This window comes from Brevibacillus sp. DP1.3A, from assembly GCF_013284245.2.
GTDB lineage: Bacteria > Bacillota > Bacilli > Brevibacillales > Brevibacillaceae > Brevibacillus.
This window is the reverse complement of the sequence record NZ_CP085876.1, coordinates 3,389,087-3,405,703: the sequence shown is the minus strand read 5'-3', so window position 1 is coordinate 3,405,703 and position 16,617 is coordinate 3,389,087. Positions and strand designations below refer to the sequence as shown.

Genomic DNA, 16,617 nt, shown 5'->3' with positions numbered 1-16,617 from the left:
AACCAGTCAACCAACCAAAAACAACAGGGAGGAATTGTGGTGGGAATCCGTACAGGTGACCAGTACATTCAGGGCTTGAGATCGCGGCAACCGGAGATTTGGATACAAGGCAGAAAGGTGACAAATGTATGTGAGGAAGCTGTTTTTCGACAGCCGATTCATGAAATAGCCAAACTGTATGACATGCAGCATGACGAGAAGTACCAGGAGAAGATTACCCATATTTGTCTGGAGACCGGCGAGCGGGTGAACAACGCCTTTCTCGTTGCAAAGACCCCTGAGGAATTGCAGGCCAAACGAGCCTTGTACGAAGCTTATGCAGAAGCCACTTTTGGCTTGATGGGTAGAACACCTGATTTTCTCAATGTCGTCTTGACGTCGCTATACAGTAATGCGTCTTTCTTGGAAAGGTACAATCCGCAGTGGGCGGAAAACGTGAAAAATTATTACAAGGTTGTTCGCGACCAAGACCTGTTTTTAACGCATGCGATTATCAATCCACAAAATGACCGCAGCAAGTCCTCGCATGAACAAAACGATGTGTACACCCATTTAGGGGCAGTAGAAGAGACGCCGGAAGGGCTGATTGTCAAAGGAGCGAAAATGCTTGCGACACTGGCGCCGATCACGGATGAAGTCATCATTTATTCGTTCCCTGGGTTCAAGCCAGGAGATGAGCGTTATGCCCTGGCATTTGCCATTCCAATTGACACGCCTGGCCTGCGCATCATTTGCAGGGAGCCCATGCAGGATGGAAAACGTTCCGTCTATGACCATCCTTTGGCATCGCGCTTCGAAGAAATGGATGCTCTTCTTGTCTTTAATGACGTTCTCGTACCTTGGGAGCGCTTATTCCTGTACAACAATGTAGAAGCAGCCAACCTGCTTTATCCCAAGACAGGCATCGGACAGCAGCCGGCGCACCAGACAGGGGTGAGAGGACTGTTGAAGCTCCAATTTGCCACGGAAGTTGCCATGCGGCTTGCAGACTCCATCGGGGTAGACGTCTATCCGAATGTCCAAAACAATCTCGGGGAGCTAGCGCAATCGCTGGAATCGGTCAGAGCGCTCCTGAGGACAGCTGAGCTGGACTACGAGACTTTGCCATCGGGCGAGCTCATGCCGGGTTACGTACAGCTCGAAACCATTCGCGGACTGCTTCCGAAGCTGTACCCACGGGCGATCGAAGTCATTCAAATTATTGGAGCAGGCGGATTGCTCATGTCCCCGACTGACAGTGATATGGAGCATCCCGAGTTGGTGGAGGATATGGAAAAGTTTTATGCCGGACGGGAGGGTATCACCGGTACAGAGCGGGTTCGCCTGTTTAAGCTCGCGTGGGACATGTGCGGGGAAGCCTTCGGACAGCGTTTGCTGCAATACGAGCGGTACTATACTGGTGATCCGGTGCGCAAATTAGCGATTTTTTACAACAATTATAAGAAGTCTCATGCATGCACGATGGTGGATGACGCGCTCAGCGTTTTTGCTGCCAAATCGACATCGCAGACGGAGCAGATTCTTTAAACAAGTAAAAACAAGGAGGGAATAGAGCATGCGTACATTGGCACCTATCCATTTGTGGAAGTTTATCGAGGATCACATCGATCAGCTCAAGCCACCGGTGAATAACAAGGTGATTTGGAAAGATGCAGAACTAATGGTCATGGTAGTAGGAGGGCCGAATAAGCGGCGGGATTTTCACATTGATCCATCCGAGGAAGTCTTTTACCAGCTCAAGGGTGATTGCTTCGTAGAGATCATCAATCCGGATGGGAAGCGTGAGATCATTACGGTCAGAGAAGGCGAAATGTTCCTTCTTCCTGCAAATGTCCCGCATTCCCCACACCGGATCGCGGATACGATCGGACTCGTGATTGAGCGCAACAGAGTTGAGGGAGAACTGGAGGACTTTGCTTGGTTCTGCGAAAACTGCGACCACGAAATGCACCGCGTACGGATTCAACTAACCAACATTGAGGTGCAGGTAAAAGAGGCGATCGAAGGATTCAACAGCAATCTGGAGCTGCGAACATGCCAAAAATGCGGGCAGGTTATGTCTCCGGAAGCGAGTGAGTGGAAATGCGAGTAGACTTTCATACCCACATTATTCCAGAGGATCTTCCCAACCTGGCTGAGCGCTTTCAAGGAGAGCGCTGGCCAGTTCTGCACCGCACTTGCACATGCGGGGCAAATATCATGGTTGGGGGAAAAGTATTTCGCGAAGTGACGGATCAGGTGTGGGATCCCCAAAAACGGATTCATGACATGCAGCGGGAAGGCGTGGATATGCAGGTGTTGTCACCCATTCCGGTCACGTTTTCCTACTGGGCCCCGGCAGCCGAAGCGGAAGTGATGGCGCGGATTCAAAACGATTTTATCGCAGAGACGGTCAACCAACATCCGAATCATTTCATCGGACTGGGTACAGTTCCATTGCAAGACACCGAGGCAGCCATTCGGGAAATGGATCGCTGCATGCACGAGCTCGGCCTGAGAGGGATCGAAATCGGTACCAATGTAAATGGCAACAATCTCGATGACCCGGGACTGATTCCTTTTTTTGATATGTGTCAGACATGGGATGTGCCACTCTTCGTACATCCATGGGAGACGCTGGGCAGAGAACGGATGCCGCGGCACAACCTGATGTACACCGTCGGGATGCCAAGCGAGACAGCGCTTGCCGCAGCAAGTCTTATCTTGGGAGGCGTGATCGAGAAGTTTCCGCGCCTGAAAATCTGCTTTGCCCATGGCGGCGGCTCTTTTCCTTATATTCTACCCAGGCTGGACCAAGGCTGGAAGGTATGGCCGCATCTGCGTCTGACCGATCAACCGCCTAGTGTGTACGCGAAACAATTCTACTTTGATTCCTTGACGTACGACCCACTGAACATCCAATACATGATAAAGCGCTTTGGCGAAAATAAAATCATGATGGGATCGGATTATCCCTTCCTGCTTCGTGAAACACCTCCCGGGGAAGTCATCGATCATACTTTGGAGCTGACTGACGGACAGAAGCGGGCGTTGCTGGGTGAAAACGCGCTTTGCTTCCTGAACATAAAGGAGATGAACGGACTGTGAAGCATCAGACTGAAACGCCGGAACAACGTCTACAGGCTCTGGGCCTAGTCCTGCCCGAACCGAGACAGCCGGCCGGTAATTATGTCGGTTGTGTCCAAGCGGGCAATCTCCTCTTTCTGGCAGGCCAAGGGACAAACGAATATCGAGGGAAGCTAGGACAGGATGTCACGATAGAGGAAGGCTACCTAGCTGCCAGGCAGTGCATGCTCAATCTGCTGGCTGTTGCCAAATATGAGCTAGGGGAACTGGGGAGAGTCAAACGAGTGGTCAAAATACTCGGATTCGTTAACAGCGATCCAGCTTTCATCGATCAGCCTAAAGTCATGAATGGGGCATCCGATTTGTTGGTGGAGGTATTTGGAGAGAAAGGCAGGCATGGGCGGTCCGCTGTAGGGATGGCACAGCTCCCGCTAAATAACGCCGTAGAAGTAGAGATGATCTTGGAAATCGAGAATTAGGAGGATTCCCATGAGTCAGACTGCCAAGGAAAACCAAGTACGAAAAGACGCCAAGCTATTCATAGACGGAGATTACGTGGACGCTCTTTCCGGTGAAACCTTCGAGACGATCAATCCAGCGACAAATCTCAAGCTGGCTTCTGTGGCTAATGCAAGTGAGCAGGATGTAAAAAGAGCGATCGACGTGGCCCAGCGTACGTTTGAGTCAGGTGTTTGGAGTGAGATGTCTGTAGATGAGCGCGCCAAGATTCTTTGCAAAATGGCTGACCTGGTGATGAAGCGTGTGGATGAACTCGCTTTGGTGGAGACGCTCGATGTCGGGAAGCCGATCAAAGAAAGTCGGGGCTTCGATATTCCGAGGGCGGCGGCCAATTTGCGCTTTTTTGCCGAAATGGCTAAATACATGGTCCACGAGCATTATGAAATGCGCCATTTTATGTCCTACGCCAAATATGCTCCGGCAGGTGTGACAAGTCTGATCATTCCATGGAATTTGCCCTTCATGCAGATGACATGGAAAGCATCGGCGGCTTTAGCAGCGGGAAATACCGTCGTTGTAAAGCCAGCCTCGTACACGCCTCTCTCGGCGGTGATGCTTGGAGAGATTGCCAATGAAGCAGGTCTGCCTCCTGGCGTGCTCAACATCCTGACTGGTCCGGGCGGGACTGTCGGGACTGCGATGACGACGAATCCCCATGTGCGCCGGATATCTTTTGTGGGAGAATCAAACACTGGCAAGACCGTCATGCAGAATGCCGCTTCGCATTTGATTCCGGTATCGCTCGAATTGGGAGGCAAATCAGCCAATATCGTGTTTGAGGATGCCGATCTGGATGAAGCGGTAAAAGGGTCGGTCGAGGCAATATTCCGCAACCAGGGCGAGATTTGTCTGGCAGGATCGCGTTTGTTGGTACAAGAAAGCGTATATGATCAGTTTCTGGACAAATTTGTGGCGGCTGTTCAAAGGATCAAGGTGGGAAATCCTCTGGAACCGGAGACGGATATGGGAGCGTTGGTGTCCCGCAGTCACTTAGAGACTGTGGAGCACTACATCCAGATCGGACTGGAAGAAGGAGCCAAGCTCGGTTACGGCGGAAAACGAATCAGCGGGCTGGGTGACGGCAATTTCTTAGAGCCAACCGTTCTCTATGATGGTAACAGCAAAATGAGGGTGGCCCAGGAAGAGATTTTCGGTCCAGTCATCGTGATCATTCCATTTCGTACAGAAGAGGACGCTATTCGGATCGCCAATGATTCGGCTTACGGCCTGGCAGGAGTGGTTTGGACCAACGACCTGAGGCGCGCGCATCGCGTGGCTGATCGAGTGAAGTCGGGTCTTTTATGGATCAATTGCTGGTATGTGCGTGACTTGCGAACTCCGTTTGGCGGTGCCAAAGACAGCGGGATTGGCCGCGAAGGCGGGCGTCACAGCTTCGAATTCTACTCCGAGGTCAAGACAGTCACAATGAAATTATAGCGAGAAGAACAGCAAATCAGGGAGGGGACCGTGTGGACATAGAAAAGATCACACGATACGCCGATCATTTAGCGGCGGCGAGTCGTGAAGGGGTGGGAGTAGCGCCACTCACTTTACTGGATCCGCAAATCAGCGAGAGAGAGGCATACCACGTTCAATTGGAGACGATTGAACGAAAAGTGAAAGAAGGCGCGAGGATTACAGGGAAGAAAATCGGCCTGACCTCTCGTGCCATGCAGACACTGCTTGGCGTAGGACAGCCAGATTATGGACATTTATTGGACGACATGGTCGTGGAAAACAACGGAGAACTGCCTTTCGAGCATGTCCTTCAGCCAAAAGTAGAAGCAGAAATTGCCTTCCTGTTGAAACGCGATCTGGAAGGGCCACATGTAACCATCTATGATGTCTTGATGGCAACGGAATATGTAGTGCCTGCTTTGGAAATCGTGGACAGCCGTATAGCCAACTGGCAAATCAAACTAGAAGACACAATTGCGGACAATGCATCCTCGGGCTTCTATGTGCTGAGTGGACATCCCGTGAAACCGCAAGATCTGGATCTTCCTCTGGTAGGAATGGCGCTTTATAAAAATCAGGAGCTGGTCAATACCGGTGTGGGTGCCGCCGCATTGGGCAATCCCGCATCCTGTGTGGCGTGGTTAGCAAACAAGCTGTACGAATTAGGGATTACACTCAAAGCAGGAGAGATCATCTTGTCCGGTGCGTTATCGGCAGCGGTTGAAGCTAAGCCTGGCGATGTATTTCACACTCGGATTGCTGGACTTGGTTCAGTAGGAGTCAGGTTTGGCAGGTAAAAAGCATGAAAGGAGTGCATGTATGAAGAAAGTTAAAGTAGCCATACTGGGCTCGGGGAACATCGGGACAGACCTGATGATCAAGCTCGGAAGGTCGTCAGTTCTTGAACTGACGTCCATGATTGGAATCGATGCTGATTCGGATGGTCTGCGAAGAGCGAAGGCCGCTGGATACTACGTATTTGACGGCGGATTGAAACCGTTTTTGGAAACCGGTGCGGATCTTGCAGATATCGTCTTTGACGCTACTTCAGCCAAAGCACATATTCGACATGCCAAGGCGCTCAGGGAGGCAGGAAAGTTCGCCATCGATCTGACGCCTGCTGCTGTAGGCCCTTATGTAGTACCATCTGTGAATCTCGGTGCGCATTTGAATGAAAAGAACATCAATCTGATCACATGCGGCGGCCAGGCTACTATTCCGATCGTTCATGCCATAGGGAGTGTGAGTCCGGTCAGTTACGCAGAAATCGTGGCCACTATTTCCAGTAAAAGCGCGGGTCCTGGCACACGTTCCAACATCGACGAATTTACGGAGACGACTGCACATGGTATCGAAGCGATTGGCGGCGCGAAGAAAGGCAAGGCGATCATCATCCTGAATCCGGCGGAGCCGCCGATCCTAATGAGAGATACGGTCTATGCCGTAGTGGAGGAAGGTGCGGACCGACAGGCGATCGTGAAGGCTATCCACCAGACCGTTGCCTATATTCAAGCATACGTTCCTGGTTACCGACTGCGCTCAGAACCGATCTTTGATGAAAACAAAATCACCGTTTTTTTGGAAGTGGAAGGCGCGGGCGACTACCTCCCTACTTATTCAGGCAATCTGGATATCATGACGGCGACAGCGGTGAAGGTAGCAGAGGAATATGCCAAGCATGCTGTCGGCATCGGCACAGGTATATAGCCACGAATGAAAGGAGGAACCGCATATGAGTCGAGATATTATGATCACTGAGGTAGCTCTTCGAGATGGAAGCCATGCGATCAATCACCAGTTTACTGTTGAGCAAGTAACCGCGGTGGCGCGCGCATTAGATGAAGCGAACGTTCCGAATATCGAAGTCTCTCATGGAGATGGATTGGCTGGATCGTCCCTGCAGTATGGGCTGTCCAGGACCTCTGAACTGGAGCTGATCGAGGCTGCCGTTTCCGTTTGTAAACAAGCGAAAGTGGGCGTTCTCTTGCTGCCGGGAATCGGCACGATCAAAGATTTGAAGACGGCTGCAGGGCTAGGGGTAGGCATGGCACGTATCGCCACACATGCGACCGAAGCGGACATCTCCGCTCAGCATATTTTTCGGGCGAAAGAGCTTGGCTTGACGACAGTTGGCTTTTTGATGATGTCGCATATGGCTGCTCCGGAAAAACTGGCGGAGCAAGCTAGACTCATGCAAAGCTACGGAGCCGATGTCGTGTATATCGTCGATTCTGCTGGCACTCTGTTACCTGATCAAGCAGGGGAACGAGTCCGGGCGTTGAAGCAAGGTCTACATATTCCTGTTGGCTTCCATGCACACAATAATTTGTCTTTAGCTATGGCTAATACGCTCGTCGCCATTCAAGAGGGTGCGACCTGGATTGATGGCAGTGTTCGGTGCTTGGGTGCTGGTGCGGGCAATACACAAACCGAGGTTCTCCTTGCTGTACTGGATCGAATGGGCATTCAGACGGGCGTCGATCTGTACAAAATGATGGACCTAGCAGAGGAAATCGTGTCGCCGATTCTTCAAGTACCACAGGAAATTACCAGAGACGCTCTGGTTCTCGGATACGCGGGTGTCTATTCCAGCTTCCGGCTTCATGCCGAGCGTGCAGCCAGAAGATTCGGCATCGACTCCCGGGATATTTTGATCGAGCTGGGAAGGCGAAAGGCCGTGGGGGGACAAGAAGACATGATCGTGGATGTCGCAACGGAAATCTCCCAACTGAACAGCTCTACCAAAATCAGATAGGGGGTATCAGCGTGCAATCGGAACTATTGTACAAAAGGTTGGCTCAGAAGCTGGTGGATGCGGAGTTGAATAGGGAGGAGATCGTGAAACTGACGGCTGAATACCCCGAGCTGACAGTGGAAGATGGATATCGTATTCAAAATGAGCTGGTATCCCTCAAGCTTGAGCAGGGACATCGAATCTTTGCCTCTAAAATGGGTTTGACCAGTCAGGCAAAAATGAAGCAGATGAATGTGCACGAACCGATTCGGGGCTATATTTTTGACTATATGAATATCGAGGACGGCATTCTGCGGATCAATGAATTGATTCATCCCAAGGTGGAAGCGGAAATCGCCTTTGTTTTGAGTGAGGATTTGGAAGGACCGGGCATCACGGAGGCTCAAGTTCTGGCATCCACTGACTATGTGGTTCCCGCACTTGAGATTATCGACAGCAGGTATGCGCAGTTCCAGTTTGCCTTACCGGATGTCATTGCCGACAATACTTCGTCTTCCCGTGTGTTTATCGGATCGACATGGAAAAAGCCTGATGAACTTGAACTCGATTTGGTAGGTGTTACTCTTTCGATCAATGGCGAGCTCAAAGACTTGGGGGCTGGTGCGGCTGTTCTCGGTCATCCAGCCAACGCGGTCGCGATGCTGGCGAACATGCTTGCTCGCGAAGGGCGCAAGCTGCACAAGGGAGATTTGATTTTGTCCGGGGGCATTACCGGTTCCCACCAGTTACGGGAAGGGGATGTCGTAAGTGCCAAATGGGGTGGCCTCGGAAGCATTGAGTTTGTGGTGAAAACGGGATAGGCAGTAAAGGCGAAAAGCCGAGAAGAATGCAGGGAGTTATCCCGTATTCTCTCGGCTTCTTTTTACGTTGGCTTTCTTGACATTAGGTCTGACCTAAAGTTTACGCTTCTATTAAAAAGTCGGAGCAACCTGTCAAAATGAAAACAAATCCTGCGGAGGTGGATGTTATGGAGAAAAATCTGGCTCAAGTAGAGTCAAAACGCATTTTCTATCTGGATTTTGCCAGAGGATTGGCTGTGTTTTTTATGATTATGCAGCATGCTATGATCATGCATGAAAGAACATCAGGCGAAGGCGACACCCTGTTGGGCAATCTGTTTGTTTTATTAGGTACCGCACCTGCTGCGCCTGTATTCATATTTATCATGGGAGTTTTCGCAGTACGCTCCAAAAAAAGCGTAGCAGAAAATATGATACGCGGCTGTAAAATATTCGCTTTTGGATATGTCTTAAATGCACTTCGATTTACCATTCCTTTTTCATTGGCCGGTGATTCGGGGGTAGCAGTGTCACATTTGTTCATGGTAGATATTTTTCAATTAGCAGGATTGTCACTGATCTTTTTCTCCGCTTTAAAAAAGCTTGCAGAGCATGCATTCATTCTGCCGGCATTCATCCTGGGCATACTGCTGATCTCACCCTACTTGTGGGGATTGAAAAGCGATTTGTATATTTTCGACCCGCTTTGGGGGGCTGGCGCCAATACTCAATTCCCCTTATTTCCATGGGGGGTATACTTCCTTTTAGGCATGTATGTAAGTAAATACCTTCAAACACAGAAATTGGAGGAGCAGATCAAGAAAAAATATTTGATGGGATGTCTGATTTTAGGGATAGCTGGTGCTGCAATGTTTCCGCTATTTCCAATAGGTGATTACAACCGAAGTGGACTGGCTATTCATTTGCTGATGATGAGTTTTATCTTTTTATGGATGGTTCTAGCTGATTCCTTTGTTACTAAGTTAAATAAAGCTGGATTTCAGAAGCTGTTACATCCAATATATTTCTGGAGCAGTCATGTCACTGGGATCTATATCATTCAATGGGTAATCTTTGGCTGGAGCGTGCTGCTCTTGGGTTTACAGCAAATGACGGATTATTCAGCTATGATCTTTGGTTTCGTTGTCTTGCTTGTAACAGACGTTTTGTTAAGATTTACGAATCTGAAACGTATTTTACCTAAGCTGTAGCCCTGCTTCAAGCCAAGTGACTCAAACGAAGGATGACTTTTATGAATAAGGAAGCTTATTACACGATGCTCGAGAGTAAATTTCTGATGTAACGCGATTATGCCTCAGATATAAGTCGATTAACAGTAGGGATAATGAAAAGGATAAAGTGGAGCTTCCAAATGAGGAGGGCTCCACTTTTTTACGTATGAGAAAGTATAAATATGAGCAGAGGAAATCGCGCTCGGCGACTTTCTTGTGGGACCCTATGAGTGCATGGTAAGAAAGCTGTGCCGCTGCAGCCACTGGCGCCTGTAATTCTGCTTTATCATTATTGTCTGATGAAGATTCTGATTCGGTCACACTCTCCACGTTCGTTACGTCATTATAGTGAGAGGCAAAATTAAGGGCTTCTCTCAGATAATCAAAGGAGTGTTTCCTATGCAATCCAGAATGAAAAACCCTGTTATCATTTTGCCCGAAGTGGGCCAATCCTTGCAGGCGTTGGGCAAAGCCTTATTTACGTCAGCCGAGAAAAACGGTGTGCCGGCCCGCACTCTTTTCCTTGCCTACCTTCGTATTAGCCAAATCAACGGAGATAGCGTCTGCGTCACTCTTCATTCCAACAACGCGAAGAATGCAGGCGAATCTACAGAGCGAATTCTAGCTGTAGCCGCATGGCGCGATACGTCGAATTTCACCGATGCGGAACGTGCTGTGCTAGCGCTGAGTGAGTCGATGACTCGACTTAACGAACAATCCCAGCCTGTGCCGGACGAAGTATACGAAGAAGCAGCCCGTCACTATGATGAAGCGGCGCTGGCTACGCTTATTGCTGGAATCGCTACAGCCAACCTTTATAACCGGATTAACGTCTCTACTCGTCAAGTCGCAGACGTTTTGGCCAAAAAATAAATCGGCAGTCGCCGCCTATTGAAAACGGAGGTTTTTCTTTTTATGGCAACCGTACTTTATATTACAGCTCACCCACGTGATGATGAGCGTTCCTATTCCATGACAGTAGGGAAAGAATTTTTACAAGTTTACCGTTCCACCCATCCGCAAGACGAGGTCGTGCATCTCGATTTGTTTAAGCTGGATCTCCCTCAACACGATGGTGATGTATTGGATGCACGGGACAAGCTTAGACAGGGAGTGTCTTTCGATCAATTAACGCCTGCTGAGCAAAGTAAATTCGGACGTATTCTCCAAGTCCTTGAACAATTCATAGCTGCAGACAAATATATTTTTGTCTCGCCGATCTGGAATTTTTCCTATCCGACAGTTATGAAGAACTATCTTGACGCGATCGTCCTTCCAGGAAAGACGGTTAAATATAATTCTGACGGCAGTAGAACCGTTGTGCTTGGCGGTAAAAAAGCAGTTCATATTCAAGCATCTGGAAGTATCTTGTCGCCTGGCTCAGGGGGGACCTACGAAGATTGTGAAATGGGGCACCGTCACATAAAAGCCATTCTGAACTTTTTAGGTGTAACGGATTTTCAAGGCATCTTTGTTGAGGGGATGCAAGAGTTCGCTAATCGAGCGGAGGAGTTCAAGGAAAAGGCGCTCCGAGAAGCACGTCAAGTAGCGGAAATTTTCTAATTGAAGACATCCTTAAGATGAGGGAAGCTGTTCGATCGGCTTCCCTTTTAAAATGGAGGAAATGACATGTCTCATTCCACAGACAATCATTTGGCGACAAGAAAAACTACGCAAGCACAAGTATTAGACTCGCATTCAACTAACGAGCAGGCTAATTCAATACACACATGGAATTCGTTGGATATAATATTTAACGGGAAGATGAAATTACGTGTTGGAATCCATGAAGGAAAACTATATTTTATAATTAATGTGAAAATTACGAAAGAAGGAAAATATATTGAGAACTAAAGTATACGTTTTATCTGCTTTCACTAAAAACGGAGAAGGGGGAAACCCTGCGGGAGTTGTTCTAGATACGAAAGATCTCACAGAGAAAGATATGCAAGTTATCGCTAGTACATTAGGTTTTTCAGAGACTGCTTTTATATTCCCTTCTACAAATTCAGATTATAAAATTAGGTATTTTACACCGAATGAAGAAGTAGATGTATGTGGGCATGCCACGGTTGCAACTTTTTCCTTACTAGCTCAAAGAAGAATAATACATCCAGGAATTTATACCACGGAAACAAAAGCGGGGGTACTACATGTACAAAATTTTGAAAATCACAGGATTTTCTTACAGCAAAACCCCCCGAGTTTTTTAGAAATACTTCCTTCTAAAGATATAATAGGATCATTACGTATAAATGAGGACCAATTAATGCCTAATATGCCTATCCAAATTGTTTCTACAGGCTTACGCGACATCATTGTACCTGTAAAAAGTCTTAAAGACTTATTAGAAATAGACCCTGATATGGAAGGAATCACTAAAATAAGTAAAAAGTATAATGTAACGGGGTATCATTTATTTACTCTAGAAACCCTACATGATTCCACAGCTCATTGTAGGAACTTTGCACCTTTATATGACATTCCTGAAGAAAGTGCTACTGGTACATCAAATGCTGCTTTAGCTTGTTACTTAGTAAAATATAATGACAAGAAAAAAAGTAGAGAAAGAACCTTTACTTTTGAACAAGGATATACAATGAACAGCTCCTCAGAAATTACTGTAAATGTATCTGTTCACTTAGGTGATATTACATATGTTCAGGTGGGAGGTTCTGCTTCTACATTCCAAGAAAAATGGATTGATATTTAAGTAAAGTGAATTATATTCTTAATAATCTTGGTTAACCCCCTTTTAGACAACTATAAGCGGGTATAACGGGATCGGACCGCGAAGCATCCGTCCCTACAGCCCTCTTTGATTGATCATCTCGGCAAAAGCGGCAAAGGCCTTGCTAGAGAAGCGGTCCTTACGGCGTACGAGTCTTTTGGTTGTCATGCCATACTGCTTTGAAATGGGATGAGCCGCTAGGGTTTGATATTCTCCCGAAAGTATGGTGGCCGGAAGCAGCGTCGCCGCCAGCTTTTCGCTGTTAATGTTTGCAATGACGCAAATTTCCATGGGCACAGCCTACGCCGTATGGACAGGTATTGGTACAGTGGGGGGCGCGATTCTGGGGATGTTCGCATTCGGAGAACCGAAGGAGTGGAAACGTATCTTATTTATCAGCCTGGTTCTTGTGTCCGCGATCGGCTTGAAATGGATATCATAAACTCAGGGACCGTCGTGTGGACAAAAAAAGAGCTGCGGATGCGGCTCCTCTTTCTTTTACACCAACTGAAAGCAAACTCCGTGCCTAACGGGGGGATTTTTTGCCCCGAAGGAGCGGTGCGGGAGAAAGAGGAGCTGATGAAGTTTCTACAGAGCTTGGATAACGTAGCTACGCCTACAAACGGATGGGGAGTTACTGCAAGGGGCCGAATGTTTAAAGTGCTAAATTTCCTGCTGCGTGCAGATTCATGGCTTGGAAAACGAGGTCAGTCATGCACGGTTGAGCCAGGTAGGTGAGAAGACGTATTAGATTACGGTCGCAAAGCTCCTTAAATCGAAGCCAAGAGAGATTGGCGAGTTAAAAAAGGAAAATAATGAAATTATCAATTTCAGTTCATAAAAGAGCCATTTCATGAACTGAAACAGAACGGATCATTCACTGGGAGAGGAACATATACATATTGGGTCTATTCTCGAATAACTACCTTATAAAAGAATACTACGTACTTTTGTATGCCTCGACATTTGTTTGTCTATGTAAACTTTAAGGCCTTGCAAGGAGTTTAATACGCGCTAAACGCTAAAATCAGACCTGATTAGTAGCATGTTTGTGTCACCAGACAATGATTAATTACCTTATTATTGCGCTCGTTTCATAAACATTAATTAAACTGCGACACAAACCAGTATACCAATGATCTAGTGTACTTGTTTGTGTCATTTTCGTATTACATGTTTGTGTCGCTAGACAACAAAATCCCATTACATTTACACCTAGCCGATTTCTGCTCTTTTTATCAGTTTACATAATATATATTCTGGAATGGGAAAATGAGAGTTATAGAGTCGGTCCGATAATTATTGGTGCGTCCGGGGGAGTTATGGGTTGCGTCCTTGGTAGTTATGTTTGACATCAAAAGCCATTCATAAACCGACAAATTTATATAACCCTTGTTATCAAGGCGTATGTCGCTCGTAACAGATGTTCCGTTTTTTCTTTGGTTGAAATAGTTCGACGTTAGGAATCGTGAATATAGGGAGTATTTTAACAGCCTTTTATTGATTATTAGTATGAGAATCACTTTTGTGATCAGTAAGCATTGGGATGTATTAATCGAACCGAAGGTGTTTTTGATTAGATTGGCAGCTTTTTTATTTATATCGCGTGACCTAGATTGAATTTAAATACCTTACTATCTAAGGCACGGATTTGGTAAACCCAGTCCAGAAGTGGTGTCGGTAAATAATACATGGGAGGATAATTGTAGGGCAACTCCTAAATGAAGGAAACATTTTACTGGAGAAGACACTTCATTAACTAATCATTAGATTCAGGGTGCGAAAGAGTCAGGTATACGAGTTTTGGCAAAGTTTGATCATTACCAAGTTCTAGGTAAGAAAAAACTTGAAGTCGAGCAACTGTATCGTCTATCCTGATTAATAAGGAAATATTAGGTACAAAGGAGGAGAATGGGGATAGACTTAAATCATGTATTATTCTTGCATACTGAACTTCACAATGACCACTGTTACCAGTATTCGATAGAATCAGAATAAAAAACATAAGGTCTATAAAGTATTTTTTTTGACTTAAATAATACTTATTTCTGCAAGTGATATTATATTCTGTCTCTAATTCGAGCTGAAAGGGAAGCAATATGAGTCAAATAAAATCTAGGATTAAAGATATATTGATTGAAAACTCAAAAGCTTTAAGCTTGGAATCTGAATTTGAATCTAACAGCCTAAATAAATGGAATAAGGTAGTATTAAAGTGGCTAAGGGATAAAAAGCAATACAGTCGATTTAAAAACTTTTTATTTATTTCCCAAAATATATTGGCTTTTGTCAGTTTACTAATATCTTTTTTTATTAGGAATATCCAGCCCGTAGTATTCGCATATATTATTTTAATATTAAGCGGACTTCTTATATTCTTTGTTAATTTAGTTTATAAATTCTATCCAGATGATTATGATAAATTTGAGCAAGAAGTAAAAAATCTAAAGCTAATTTCTTTAAGTGAAAGGTTAGCTGCAAAGCTAGCTATTTTTGATAAATTAAATGATCATGACATAATTGATGACAGGGAAATAATCGACCAGATCTCATATCGAGTAAAAGCATATGAAGAAATGGATGAGAGTGTCCAAGAAGTAGTAAAAAATTGTATTAATCCAATATCTAGATTTAGTTCGTCCAGAGAAACTAATGTACGATTAAACTATGATGATTTAGATCTCAGCGAGGAAGAAAAAATTAAGCTTTGCCAAATCACTATGGAAATATCTGGTATTGCACAGGATCTATTTGGAGGGAAAGGGTATACTTCAAAGCTATACCTTCGATCAATCAAAAAATTTAGGGATGAAGAAGTTGAAGCTTTAGTTGCTTTTTCTAGGTTCCCAATTAAAGAAGACTTTGGATCTAGTTGGATTAAATCTAGGGGGAATTTATCTAGTGTATGGGAGTGTTTGGAAAAGGGGCACGAAAAAATAGTTGATATATCTAAAGAAGGGCTATATTACAAATCCTTTTTAGCAATTTGCCTCCCCGGAAGGATAGGTGTGCTAGCTATTCATAATGAAGATAACGACGTGTTTGAAAATAATGTTGGCAAATTAGAATGCAAGGCATTAGCACTTGTAACCAGACAATTAATAATTGAATCTTTAGACTTGAAAACTCTTTAATAGACAGGGGATTGGGTATGTCAAATATTCCGTATCATCCCACGAATTTTCATAAATATTCAAATGAGGATCTAGAACCAGTACAAATAAAGTCAGTGGCTAATCTATCATCATTAGAATTATCGATGTTACAAAAAAGATATTGTGAAGCTGGTTTCGTGATCTTTGAGATAAATAATGAAGAACCAACAGAGGAATCGTTATTATTACTTTCTAAGCAGATAGGTTTAGGAGATCCGTACGTTCCTCATATATATCACAAAACTCAACTGTATTTATCAAGTGGATTAAACTTAATACACAACAATAATAATATTAAGACCATAGAAAAAACTCACCGGGCTTTTAGCACCAATAATGAACAGTTACTACACTCAGACGGTACTTTAGAGAAGATTGGATTTATTAATACCTCAATTTTACTTTGCGTTAATCCAGCTGTTGAAGGGGGACATACTACACTATTTAATTCTGTTGCAGCATTCACTAGTCATTATATTAACAATCCACATAATATGATTCCTCTTTTGGATAATAAAGCACTAACAAGAACAGCAGTGAACATGTCTGGTAAACCATATACTGGACCTGCATTTCAATTAAAAGAGGATAGTCTTACTTCTAGATTTTCTATTGACAACACAAGTAATTGGGAATTGGGGTTTAATCTGGTTAACGGTTTGAAGGAGGCTTATAATACAATCTGTCGGTCTATACACCCAGGTTCGCCCTTTTATTTAGATATAAGTTTAAAAAGGAAACAAGGAATTATTATGGCCAATGATAAAATTGCTCACGGAAGAACTACTTACTCTGATAGCAAAAGACTTGTAATCAGAGGGTTATTTAACCGTTCAATAAAATGTTAGAAGACGTTAACTAACTCTCGTTATACGGTTAAAAAAATGACAGGTTATAATCCCCACGAAAGAGTTAGAAAAAC

At 45.2% G+C, this 16,617-nt stretch carries 16 protein-coding genes and 1 pseudogene; 16 read left to right on the top strand and 1 reads right to left on the bottom strand.

Translation table 11 applies throughout. The features are described 5' to 3' along the window. Positions 1–39: 39 nt before the first annotated feature. The 13 genes from HP399_RS15790 to HP399_RS15730 all read left to right on the top strand — a co-directional run bounded on the left by HP399_RS15790 (position 40) and on the right by HP399_RS15730 (position 12,522). Positions 40–1,527: a 4-hydroxyphenylacetate 3-hydroxylase family protein gene (locus HP399_RS15790; protein WP_173619290.1), complete on the top strand. Its 1,488-nt coding sequence runs from the start codon at positions 40–42 to the stop codon at positions 1,525–1,527. A gap of 28 nt (positions 1,528–1,555) precedes the next feature. After that, on the top strand, positions 1,556–2,092 hold the full coding sequence (locus tag HP399_RS15785; protein WP_173619291.1) for a 3-hydroxyanthranilate 3,4-dioxygenase: 537 nt from the start codon (positions 1,556–1,558) through the stop codon (positions 2,090–2,092). Then, entirely contained in the window at positions 2,083–3,087 is a 1,005-nt protein-coding gene (locus tag HP399_RS15780; RefSeq protein ID WP_173619292.1) for an amidohydrolase family protein, read from the top strand. The genes HP399_RS15785 and HP399_RS15780 overlap by 10 nt, the downstream gene beginning before the upstream one ends. Then, positions 3,084–3,545: a RidA family protein gene (locus HP399_RS15775; RefSeq protein WP_173619293.1), complete on the top strand. Its 462-nt coding sequence runs from the start codon at positions 3,084–3,086 to the stop codon at positions 3,543–3,545. Before HP399_RS15780 ends, HP399_RS15775 begins: the two co-directional genes overlap by 4 nt. A gap of 10 nt (positions 3,546–3,555) precedes the next feature. Next, a complete protein-coding gene (locus tag HP399_RS15770; protein WP_173619294.1) occupies positions 3,556–5,022 on the top strand; it encodes an aldehyde dehydrogenase in 1,467 nt (488 codons plus the stop codon). 32 nt (positions 5,023–5,054) lie between these two features. After that, on the top strand, positions 5,055–5,840 hold the full coding sequence (locus tag HP399_RS15765; RefSeq protein ID WP_173619295.1) for a 2-keto-4-pentenoate hydratase: 786 nt from the start codon (positions 5,055–5,057) through the stop codon (positions 5,838–5,840). A 22-nt stretch (positions 5,841–5,862) separates the two neighbouring features. Further along, positions 5,863–6,750 carry an acetaldehyde dehydrogenase (acetylating) gene (locus HP399_RS15760; protein ID WP_173619296.1) on the top strand — a complete coding sequence of 296 codons (888 nt, stop codon included), beginning with the start codon at positions 5,863–5,865 and terminating at the stop codon, positions 6,748–6,750. A gap of 25 nt (positions 6,751–6,775) precedes the next feature. Then, entirely contained in the window at positions 6,776–7,798 is a 1,023-nt protein-coding gene (gene dmpG, locus HP399_RS15755; protein ID WP_173619297.1) for a 4-hydroxy-2-oxovalerate aldolase, read from the top strand. 11 nt (positions 7,799–7,809) lie between these two features. Continuing rightward, positions 7,810–8,598: a 2-keto-4-pentenoate hydratase gene (locus HP399_RS15750; protein ID WP_173619298.1), complete on the top strand. Its 789-nt coding sequence runs from the start codon at positions 7,810–7,812 to the stop codon at positions 8,596–8,598. A 167-nt stretch (positions 8,599–8,765) separates the two neighbouring features. Continuing rightward, positions 8,766–9,788 (top strand): heparan-alpha-glucosaminide N-acetyltransferase domain-containing protein, encoded by a 1,023-nt coding sequence (locus tag HP399_RS15745; protein ID WP_173619299.1) that lies wholly within the window; start codon positions 8,766–8,768, stop codon positions 9,786–9,788. A 420-nt stretch (positions 9,789–10,208) separates the two neighbouring features. After that, the gene (locus HP399_RS15740; RefSeq protein ID WP_173619300.1) at positions 10,209–10,682 is read left to right on the top strand and encodes a carboxymuconolactone decarboxylase family protein; all 474 of its coding nucleotides are present in this window, start codon (positions 10,209–10,211) and stop codon (positions 10,680–10,682) included. A gap of 42 nt (positions 10,683–10,724) precedes the next feature. Then, positions 10,725–11,372, top strand: coding sequence for an NAD(P)H-dependent oxidoreductase (locus HP399_RS15735; protein ID WP_173619301.1), 648 nt, complete (start codon positions 10,725–10,727; stop codon positions 11,370–11,372). A 280-nt stretch (positions 11,373–11,652) separates the two neighbouring features. Beyond that, on the top strand, positions 11,653–12,522 hold the full coding sequence (locus tag HP399_RS15730; protein WP_173619302.1) for a PhzF family phenazine biosynthesis protein: 870 nt from the start codon (positions 11,653–11,655) through the stop codon (positions 12,520–12,522). A gap of 93 nt (positions 12,523–12,615) precedes the next feature. Here the strand turns inward: HP399_RS15730 and HP399_RS15725 are convergent, their stop codons facing one another. After that, on the bottom strand, positions 12,616–12,831 hold the full coding sequence (locus tag HP399_RS15725; protein WP_173619269.1) for a type 2 periplasmic-binding domain-containing protein: 216 nt from the start codon (positions 12,829–12,831) through the stop codon (positions 12,616–12,618). Here HP399_RS15725 and HP399_RS15720 point away from each other — a divergent pair. The 3 genes and pseudogenes from HP399_RS15720 to HP399_RS15710 all read left to right on the top strand — a co-directional run. Continuing rightward, positions 12,779–12,982, top strand: a pseudogene (locus HP399_RS15720) (multidrug efflux SMR transporter); the annotation flags it as partial. The gene HP399_RS15725 and the pseudogene HP399_RS15720 sit on opposite strands and share 53 nt — an antisense overlap. A gap of 1,657 nt (positions 12,983–14,639) precedes the next feature. Beyond that, entirely contained in the window at positions 14,640–15,674 is a 1,035-nt protein-coding gene (locus HP399_RS15715) for a hypothetical protein (RefSeq protein WP_173619303.1), read from the top strand. 17 nt (positions 15,675–15,691) lie between these two features. Then, complete coding sequence (locus HP399_RS15710; protein ID WP_173619304.1) at positions 15,692–16,543, top strand: TauD/TfdA family dioxygenase; 852 nt, start codon at positions 15,692–15,694, stop codon at positions 16,541–16,543. Positions 16,544–16,617 lie beyond the last annotated feature (74 nt).